The organism is Ancrocorticia sp. (assembly GCF_052089425.1).
Taxonomy (GTDB): Bacteria; Actinomycetota; Actinomycetes; order Actinomycetales; family Actinomycetaceae; genus Ancrocorticia.
Window position 1 is genome coordinate 9,832 of sequence record NZ_JBQCZW010000039.1, and the last position, 6,815, is coordinate 16,646.

A 6,815-nucleotide genomic window follows, 5' to 3' on the forward strand; every position below is an offset into this window, starting at 1 on the left:
AGCACAACTACGGGTGGTGGCGCCGCGTTGGGAAGAAGAGCGGGGCCGGTGACTCGGCGGAAGGCGATTCGGCGGAAGGCGACTCCGTAGAAACTGACGCCGCGAATCGGTAGTTAACGAGAAGCTGTTGAAAAAGGTGAGGCGCCCTGCTCGGGTTCCTCACCTTTTCTCGTTTGAGTTCTCTCGAGTTCTCGTTCGTGCTTTCGTTCTAGTTCGAGGCCGCATCCTCAAGGGGCGTGCACTCGGGAACATTCTCAAGCTTGCCCTCGGGGTATTCGGCGGCCACTTCGTCCGTCGTGAGGCGGCCGTTCCAATCGTCGCCCAGCACCACGTCCAAGGTGTCGGTTGTTTGATCTGGGTTGAACTGGATCACCGAATCGGGGACGAACTGTGCGAGCGTGTAGGCGGCCACCACACCGGTTGGGCCAGTCCGGATACGGGCGGGCTCATTGAGGGTTTCTCCCGCCCAGTTGTCCGCATTGCTGACTGCGATGTCTAGCTTCTCGAGCGAACCGGCAACATCGCCGGCCAACCCGGTCTTGGTGGTGGAGTTGTATACGTTGACGTTGATAGTGGCCAGATCAACCGGATCGCTCTCTCCCGCGGGTAGGCAGGGTGTGATGACCTCGTTAGGGTCGGGAGCCTCGGAGAACTTGCGATCGAATGGGAACGGCATGACACCCGCCCATACGAGCATCGCGATCAAAAGCAGCACCGCCATGATTGCTGAAACGGTCCCGAAAACGACCGTTTGCCGCTGCTGGGTCCGCCGGCGGTATTCTTCGCGCGCTGTCATATTGCCACTACTCACAGGTTAAACCGTAGCGGAGAGCGAAGGATTCTGCATCGCTCCCGCTCAAATTGGGAACAGCGAGGCGGGAATTTTGGAGTAAAGGACTCCCCACGCACCCGCCAGAGCTCTCATACCCTTGCTGCCTTCCGGCCCTGGGGGAGTTTTGAAAGATGGCGCCACGTGGGGAGCCGAATGACATTCTACGGTACGTTCAACCCGAATAGCCAACTCGTGTGAATTGTCCGCTATCCGCACACCCTGTGGCATGGCGAAGGTGAGTCACTAGGCTGGACGCATGGCAATTGAAGGAATGGGAACAGCCCAGTGGGTCAAAGCGCTGGATCATTTGGAGTTGCTTGCGCAGCCGGTGGCTGATGCACTTGGCGTGATCGCTGAAAGCTCTCCTGAGCTCGCCGATCAGGCGGTCGTGGCAGCCATCGATCCGGAGTATGCGGATACTGACTCAATGACCGAGCATTACGGGATGGATCTGGCACTTTCGTGCAACTGTGTGCTCGTTGCTGGAAAGCGTAACGGCGAAGAGCGCATCGCGGCAGCGGTTGTCCGGGCAACAACGCACGCGGATGTCAATCACGCGATCAAGCGCTTACTGGACGTGCGCAAGTGTTCGTTCTGGCCGCAGGAGCGTGCAGTTGAAGCCTCCGGGATGGAATATGGCGGAATCACGCCGGTTGGCGTACCGGACAGTTGGCGGCTGCTTATCGATTCCCGTGTTGCTGAGGGTTTTTGCGTGATCGGCTCGGGCCTACGGACCTCGAAGCTCGCAGTTCCGGGTGCCCTACTCGCGGCACTCCCCACCGCTGAGGTAATCGACGGGCTGGCGGTCGAGGTCTGATCCTCAATAGCGGCACATGCCACGAGCTCGAAGGGCGAGGGGTGTGCTGAAACGATGGGATCGTCAAGGATCGTGGAGGCTCGCGGAGAACGGCCCAACGTGCTTGGCATCTCACCGCAAGAATTCGCGAACTGATTGAGGCATCGGTTAAGCTTATTGGGCGCGTTAGCGCAAGGAGGATTCGCCTAGTGGCCTATGGCGCACGCTTGGAAAGCGTGTTGGGTGCAAGCCCTCGGGGGTTCGAATCCCCCATCCTCCGCAGCGACACCCCGTAACCATTGAGGTTGCGGGGTTTTTCGTTGCAGTGACGCCACTTCCGAAAACACCGAACTAGACACAAGCGGACTATAACGGTCCCTGATAGACTATATTCTAGATAATTGATAGTAATAGTCAAGTCACGGAGTGTTGCCATGTCGCCTACACCGAAGAAGAACCCGAACCTTCCTCGTGGCATAACCATGAATAACGGCCTGTATCACCTGAGACTCAGCTACCACGGCAAGCAATACAGCTGCGGAATGTACCCGACGCTCAAACTCGCCAAGATTGCTATGGACAAGTATCGGGCTGAGATCATCCTTGAGAAGTTCGTTCCACCCGCAGAGCGCCGCCGCCAGCTCAAGAAGCAACGTGAAGCGGCGGTAGCGGAGAAGGTGACTGTGGGGGAGTGGTCCACTGTTTGGCTTGAGTCCCTAGAGGACGGGCCTCACCCACGCTCGCCAGGGACTGTGACTAGCTACAGGTCCACTCTCAACGCCCATATCCTTCCCGTGCTCGCCACAACCGCGCTTGTGAACGTCACGCCCGAACTGGTCAACCAGTGCGTGGAGCTGGCCAAGCGAAGCGGCGAGGGAGCTTCACGTAACGTGGCGCGCACACTAAGGGCAATGTTCAACGCCGCCGTGCTCGCGGGCGTCGGGGGCCTGAAGGAATCGCCCGTGAAAGTGAAGGTGGAGAAAGCCGGGACCGGACGCCGCGCCGATGAGGATATTCCTTCACTGGAGGAAGCCGAAGCCCTAGCCGATGCGATGCCCGCCGATACCCGGCTAGCTGTGGAGCTCGCAGTGTGGCTACAGCTCCGGGTAGGTGAAGTGCTCGGTCTACAGCGCCAAGACTTCAAGAACTTAGACAAGGCCGGGGCAAGTGAATTAACGATCGAGCGGCAATGGTTGAGTAAGTCGAAACCCCCGGCCTACGGCGCACCGAAGGATGATTCTTACCGCAAGGTGGCTATCCCTGACGTGCTGGCCGAGAAGATCCATGCACACCTTAAAGCTCACGTGTTGACGGCCCCAGAGTCCCCCGTGTTTCCTTCTTCGAGGGATAAGACCCGGCCGATGTCGCATAACGCGTTCGCGAGTCGGTGGAATGATGCCCGCGCCAAGGTGCGCCCCGGCACCAACTTCCACGCCCTACGGCACCTAGGCCTCACTCTCTACGCCCAAGCAGGGGCTACTACTACCGAGACGATGCGCCGAGGCGGACACAAAGATATTGAGGCCGCCCAGCGTTACCAGCATTCGAGCGTAAAGCGGGATCAGGAACTTACGGCCCGGCTGAACAAGATGATGAAAGAGAACTGATTATGGCTAGTGAAGAATACGAGATCCGCGTTTTCTGTGATCGTAAGGCCGATTCGCACCACAAAGGAAAGGACGCCCACGTTACGAGAGTGGCTTACCGGAAAGGATGGGCTCAGGTAGAAAGCTCTTGGCATATTGCCCGCTCCGAAACCAAGAAGAGGGACCCGGAAGAATGGCTCCCGATAAGTGAGGATATGGACCGTGTGCGGTACGACTTGACTTGTCCCCGCTGCGGGGAGCATGTGACTGGAGGTTCAGGAACAGTTAGCTACGTTCTAGATAGGCTGATGGAGAACGGCGTCCATGAGATCTCGTTACGGGGACTTCAAGCAGTTTTGAGCCGCTCTGATGTGGACGAGCATTACCCGATCTTGTGAGCCTGTTGCGGCCTGTGCATGTCACTGAAAGAGTGCTATAGTCCTTACTAGCAGGGCAGCAGTGCTCGGCTCCGTGCCTATACGGTCATTTATAGGAAGTTAGAACGCCTTCGCGGGTGCTGTAGTAAGCGCACCCGAAAGGCGTTTTTTATGTCTCAGAGCATTGAGACCGGATATCTGAACTACGAACAGGCCAGCGACTACACCGGCCTATCGCAACGAACCTTGCGCCGCCTAGTAGCGCGCGGGGATCTCAAGGCTTACAAGTTTCCCGGCGTTAAGAATGTCCTCATTGATCCGAAGGATATCAAGCGCGCACTGAAACCAGTCACGCCACTCGCTGAGCACAACGCCATGGCCCGCGCGATTGCGGGTGATGCTGCGTGAGTATGGATAAAGAAATCCGCCCCGCGGGCAACGGGACGGACCAAGAAGAAACTGACGGACTCTTCCCTAGCATTCTAGCAGCAGAGTCCGACAAGTTCACTGCCTATGTGCAAGGCGTGTATGTCGTGGTTGTAGAAGCCACTGAGGAGCGTATGCGTCGCCGTGTCTACCTGAACCTTCCCAGCGCGCAGAGAGCGGCTCAGCGTGCCGCTGATCGTGGCCAAGATGTTCGCCTGTTCCTCGCCCGCCTAGATGTCGTGGGGGTGGAGCAGTGAGAACGCCACTGCCTTACGAAATGAATCTAGCCGGGGCCCGGGCCGCAATGTCGTATTACGAACACGGCTACCTGTACGGCCTTGGTTTGGATGCTGTGGAGGAACTCGACCCTGAGACTGCCGCCCGTAATCTCATGGCCTACTCAGCGGCGCTCAGGGGCGCTCAACCGGCACCCGAGACGTTGAACGCCGAGCAGCGGGAGATCCTCACGCCCTATGTTGCTTCAGGTATCCGCTCTGCCCAATACGCCATGGCGGAGAAGCGCCGGGCCTTGCATCGCGAGTTCCACGCCACCGTACAGCAGCACCTTCGCGCTGGGAATGTTCCGTATGCGGAGCTGGCCGAACGCCGAGGCGACCATGAGGGAGCGCACGTTCAGCGCGCCCTTCTTCGTGAGAGGGGGCTAGCAGCATGAGCACGCAAGATTATCCGAGGCCCGCCCCGAGGCCCACAAGTCCGCTCGATAAGATCCACAACGGTGCTTGGTTAGATGTCCAGAAGTTCCCGCCTTTGCAGTGGGCAGTACCGGGCTTGATAGCTGAGGGTATGGGTTTTGTGATCGGTCCGCCGAAATTGGGCAAGTCATGGTTCGTGCTCGGCATCGGGTTAGCTGTCGCCAGCGGCGGGAAGGCACTCGGCAAGATTCCCGTACAGGCCCGCCCCGTGCTGTACGCGGCACTAGAAGATGGAAACCGGCGTATGCAGTCCCGTGCACGCTCCTTAACCGGAGGTGAGGGAATCCCGGAGCGCTTCGAGTACTTCACGAGTGCCGTTGATCCGGCCGACGTGTACCAGACGATTGAGGCATGGCTGAACACTCACGAGGGCGGGCTAGTCATGCTCGACACTCTGGGGAAAGTCCTACACTCGGCCGGGCCGGGACAAAGCGCCTACGAACGTGATTACGCAGTGGGGGCTTACCTGAAGGCGATCGCGGACAGGCATCCCGGTAGTGCGCTTCTCGTGGTTCATCATTCCCGGAAAATGGGCAGCAGTGACTTCATGGACGCTACTTCTGGCACCAACGGGCTTAACGGCGCGGCTGATTACACGATCGTTCTGGAGCGCTCTCGTGGCGATAATGGCGCCCTGATTAAAGTCACTGGCCGAGACGTTACCGAAAACGAGTACGCGGCCAACATGGCTGAGGGATCTTGGTATCTCACGGGCGATGATCTTGCCGAGTCTGCCAGCATGGCCCAGACCGAGCGGGCAACCAAGAGCCTTGGAGATGACGCCGCAACGGTTTACGAATACGTGGCCGCCCATTCCGAGGGCGTGAGTCCTTCACAGGTGGCCACACTCATGGGCTGGCCGAACGATAAAGCAGGGAAGTATCTCAAGAGGCTTTTCGAGCAGGGACGAATCACTAACCCAGCTCGTGGCCAGTACGCCCCGTATAGCAGTGTCCAAAGTGGGAAAAGTGTCCAAACCACAACAGACACTTCACCCCAATTGGACGCATTGGACACTTTGGACACACCTATCCAAGGCAAGCAAGACGGGCGGGACCAGACCGATTACCTCGCCCAGGGACGGCGACTCAGGGAACAAGTACTAGGAGAAACAGCATGAGTAATGACAAGGAAGCTCAAGCAGTAGTGGCAGCGGCGCAGGCCGTGGCCGAGCAAGCAAGATCAGAGGATGAACAGGAGAACACTATGGCAGAAGAAAACCAGATCGAAGAGATCCAGACCGAGGACGTTAACGAGGATATGCCCTCGACGCACACCCCTAACGATGACCTCACCCCTAATGAGGACACCAAGGATGAGTTAAGCAGACCTGACGCCGCCGAGGAAGAAGCCGAGGACCGTAAGGCCCAGAAGCCTCATTCCGAGGCCGCGAAGTATCGTGTAAAGCTTCGGGAAGCCGAGGCTGAGCGCGACACTCTAAGAGAGCAGGTGCGCGAAATGCGTACGCGCGACGTGACGGCCGCGTTAAACGAGAAACTCGATTCGGACATGACACAAATGCTGTGGGACGTAGGGCTAGATCCACTCTCCTTCGTCAGCGAGAGCGGCGAGCTTGACGAGGATAAGATCGCGGGCGTAATCTCTGCGGTCAGCAAGGTAGGCAGACGGGGCCCGGGCGGCGGCAAGCCCATGCCGAAGCTGCGCCCTACAGGCGGGACTAAACCGAGCGAAGATCTTGCCAGCGAAAAGAAAACATGGAGCGATGCGCTCAACGCGGGCCGGGATGTATAATCGTTGCTAGAGGTTCACTAGTCCGTGGCTAGATCCTCGAACACGTAGCCCCAGCGGGGCGCACCGGTTAGGCCAGTGGCCACCAGTGAGAACACATTTAAGTTCTATTGGTGGCCACTTTTCTATTGTTTGGCCGCCGGAAAGAAGGCTCTCATGCCTAATCAAACACTCTTAACCAGCGCCGAGGGTATGGGCGGAATCCTGCCCGAGGAGTACGGGGACCTGATCGTTCTGCCCGTGCAAAAGAACTCTGTGGCCTACCAAGTCGCCACTCTTGTCAACACCAGTAGCAACGAGCTTCATGTGCCGCTCATTGTTTCGGACACTGCCGCC

At 58.3% G+C, this 6,815-nt stretch carries 9 protein-coding genes, 1 tRNA gene and 1 other RNA gene; 9 read left to right on the forward strand and 2 right to left on the reverse strand.

Translation table 11 applies throughout. The annotated features are described in order from the left end of the window. Positions 1-208: 208 nt before the first annotated feature. Complete coding sequence (locus tag ACTHV6_RS10305; RefSeq protein ID WP_441387427.1) at positions 209-811, reverse strand: LytR C-terminal domain-containing protein; 603 nt, start codon at positions 809-811, stop codon at positions 209-211. Positions 812-889: 78 nt separating this feature from the next. Beyond that, positions 890-986, reverse strand: an RNA gene (ffs, locus tag ACTHV6_RS10310) — signal recognition particle sRNA small type. A gap of 102 nt (positions 987-1,088) precedes the next feature. Here ffs and ACTHV6_RS10315 point away from each other — a divergent pair. From ACTHV6_RS10315 to ACTHV6_RS10355, 9 genes are all read left to right on the forward strand, one after another. After that, positions 1,089-1,649 carry a YbaK/EbsC family protein gene (locus ACTHV6_RS10315; protein WP_441387428.1) on the forward strand — a complete coding sequence of 187 codons (561 nt, stop codon included), beginning with the start codon at positions 1,089-1,091 and terminating at the stop codon, positions 1,647-1,649. A 174-nt stretch (positions 1,650-1,823) separates the two neighbouring features. Further along, a tRNA-Ser gene (locus ACTHV6_RS10320) sits at positions 1,824-1,908 on the forward strand. A 154-nt stretch (positions 1,909-2,062) separates the two neighbouring features. Next, positions 2,063-3,235, forward strand: coding sequence for a tyrosine-type recombinase/integrase (locus tag ACTHV6_RS10325; protein ID WP_441387429.1), 1,173 nt, complete (start codon positions 2,063-2,065; stop codon positions 3,233-3,235). A gap of 527 nt (positions 3,236-3,762) precedes the next feature. Continuing rightward, positions 3,763-3,999 (forward strand): helix-turn-helix domain-containing protein, encoded by a 237-nt coding sequence (locus ACTHV6_RS10330; RefSeq protein WP_441387430.1) that lies wholly within the window; start codon positions 3,763-3,765, stop codon positions 3,997-3,999. A gap of 2 nt (positions 4,000-4,001) precedes the next feature. Beyond that, positions 4,002-4,274, forward strand: coding sequence for a hypothetical protein (locus ACTHV6_RS10335; protein WP_441387431.1), 273 nt, complete (start codon positions 4,002-4,004; stop codon positions 4,272-4,274). A gap of 20 nt (positions 4,275-4,294) precedes the next feature. Continuing rightward, on the forward strand, positions 4,295-4,690 hold the full coding sequence (locus tag ACTHV6_RS10340; RefSeq protein ID WP_441387432.1) for a hypothetical protein: 396 nt from the start codon (positions 4,295-4,297) through the stop codon (positions 4,688-4,690). Beyond that, the gene (locus ACTHV6_RS10345) at positions 4,687-5,850 is read left to right on the forward strand and encodes an AAA family ATPase (RefSeq protein ID WP_441387433.1); all 1,164 of its coding nucleotides are present in this window, start codon (positions 4,687-4,689) and stop codon (positions 5,848-5,850) included. The genes ACTHV6_RS10340 and ACTHV6_RS10345 overlap by 4 nt, the downstream gene beginning before the upstream one ends. After that, entirely contained in the window at positions 5,847-6,482 is a 636-nt protein-coding gene (locus tag ACTHV6_RS10350; protein ID WP_441387434.1) for a hypothetical protein, read from the forward strand. Before ACTHV6_RS10345 ends, ACTHV6_RS10350 begins: the two co-directional genes overlap by 4 nt. Positions 6,483-6,635: 153 nt before the next feature. Then, the coding region (locus ACTHV6_RS10355) for a hypothetical protein (RefSeq protein WP_441387435.1) at positions 6,636-6,815 on the forward strand (180 nt) is incomplete at its 3' end.